Genomic DNA, 1,857 nt, shown 5'->3' with positions numbered 1-1,857 from the left:
CGATCAGGTAATATGTGTGAACGCTTGCCAGAACTTTGCAATCGTTTAAGGAGGTGATCCAGCCCCAGGTTCCCCTAGGGCTACCTTGTTACGACTTCACCCCAGTCATGAATCACACCGTGGTAACCGTCCTCCCGAAGGTTAGACTAGCTACTTCTGGTGCAACCCACTCCCATGGTGTGACGGGCGGTGTGTACAAGGCCCGGGAACGTATTCACCGCGACATTCTGATTCGCGATTACTAGCGATTCCGACTTCACGCAGTCGAGTTGCAGACTGCGATCCGGACTACGACCGGTTTTCTGAGATTAGCTTGCCTTCGCAGGTTTGCAGCCCTCTGTACCGGCCATTGTAGCACGTGTGTAGCCCTACTCGTAAGGGCCATGATGACTTGACGTCATCCCCACCTTCCTCCGGTTTGTCACCGGCAGTCTCCTTAGAGTTCCCGCCATTACGCGCTGGCAAATAAGGATAGGGGTTGCGCTCGTTACGGGACTTAACCCAACATTTCACAACACGAGCTGACGACAGCCATGCAGCACCTGTCTCAGAGTTCCCGAAGGCACCAATCCATCTCTGGAAAGTTCTCTGGATGTCAAGAGTAGGTAAGGTTCTTCGCGTTGCTTCGAATTAAACCACATGCTCCACCGCTTGTGCGGGCCCCCGTCAATTCATTTGAGTTTTAACCTTGCGGCCGTACTCCCCAGGCGGTCAACTTATCGCGTTAGCTTCGCCACTAAAGGATCAAGTCCCCCAACGGCTAGTTGACATCGTTTACGGCGTGGACTACCAGGGTATCTAATCCTGTTTGCTACCCACGCTTTCGCACCTCAGTGTCAGTATCGGTCCAGGTAGTCGCCTTCGCCACTGGTGTTCCTTCCGATCTCTACGCATTTCACCGCTACACCGGAAATTCCACTACCCTCTACCGTACTCTAGCTCAGCAGTATCAGGTGCAGTTCCCAGGTTGAGCCCGGGGCTTTCACATCTGACTGACTGAACCACCTACGCGCGCTTTACGCCCAGTAATTCCGATTAACGCTCGGACCCTCCGTATTACCGCGGCTGCTGGCACGGAGTTAGCCGGTCCTTCTTCTGCAGTTAACGTCACAGCACAAGGGTATTAACCTTACGCCTTTCCTCACTGCTGAAAGTGCTTTACAACCCGAAGGCCTTCTTCACACACGCGGCATGGCTGGATCAGGGTTGCCCCCATTGTCCAATATTCCCCACTGCTGCCTCCCGTAGGAGTCTGGGCCGTGTCTCAGTCCCAGTGTGGCTGGTCATCCTCTCAGACCAGCTACGGATCATCGCCTTGGTGAGCTCTTACCTCACCAACAAGCTAATCCGACGCGGGCTCATCTGATAGCGTAAGGTCCGAAGATCCCCCACTTTCCCCCGAAGGGCGTATGCGGTATTAGCAGTCGTTTCCGACTGTTGTCCCCCACTACCAGGTAGATTCCCACGCGTTACTCACCCGTCCGCCGCTCGTCACCCAAGAAGCAAGCTTCTCTGTGCTACCGCTCGACTTGCATGTGTTAGGCCTGCCGCCAGCGTTCAATCTGAGCCATGATCAAACTCTTCAGTTTAAAATCTAGTTGAGTCTTTAGCGAAAGGATAAATCCTTTCAGACTCGGCTCAAGGTATTACACAACGCTAAATGAATATTCAGTTAGGTTGCTTGCCTTGATTAAGCTTAGTGTGCTCAATCCTGACAAGCGCCCACACATATTACCTGATCAATTTGTTAAAGAGCGGGCTTGAACAACGCTGCCGTTTGGCAGAACCTGTTGTCTCAAGCGAGGCGCATATTCTACCGCGTCTCATTTCAATGTCAACCTTTATTTTCGTTTTTTT

Annotated in this window: 1 rRNA gene; it reads right to left on the bottom strand. The window is 52.6% G+C overall.

Annotated features, from left to right (window positions below):
- Positions 1-46: 46 nt before the first annotated feature.
- A 16S ribosomal RNA gene (locus CLV44_RS17045) occupies positions 47-1,589 on the bottom strand.
- Positions 1,590-1,857: the final 268 nt, after the last annotated feature.

The organism is Marinobacterium halophilum, from assembly GCF_003014615.1.
Taxonomy (GTDB): Bacteria; Pseudomonadota; Gammaproteobacteria; order Pseudomonadales; family Balneatricaceae; genus Marinobacterium; species Marinobacterium halophilum.
Note: the sequence above shows the minus strand (reverse complement) of the source record. Positions and strands in the feature narration are given on the sequence as shown.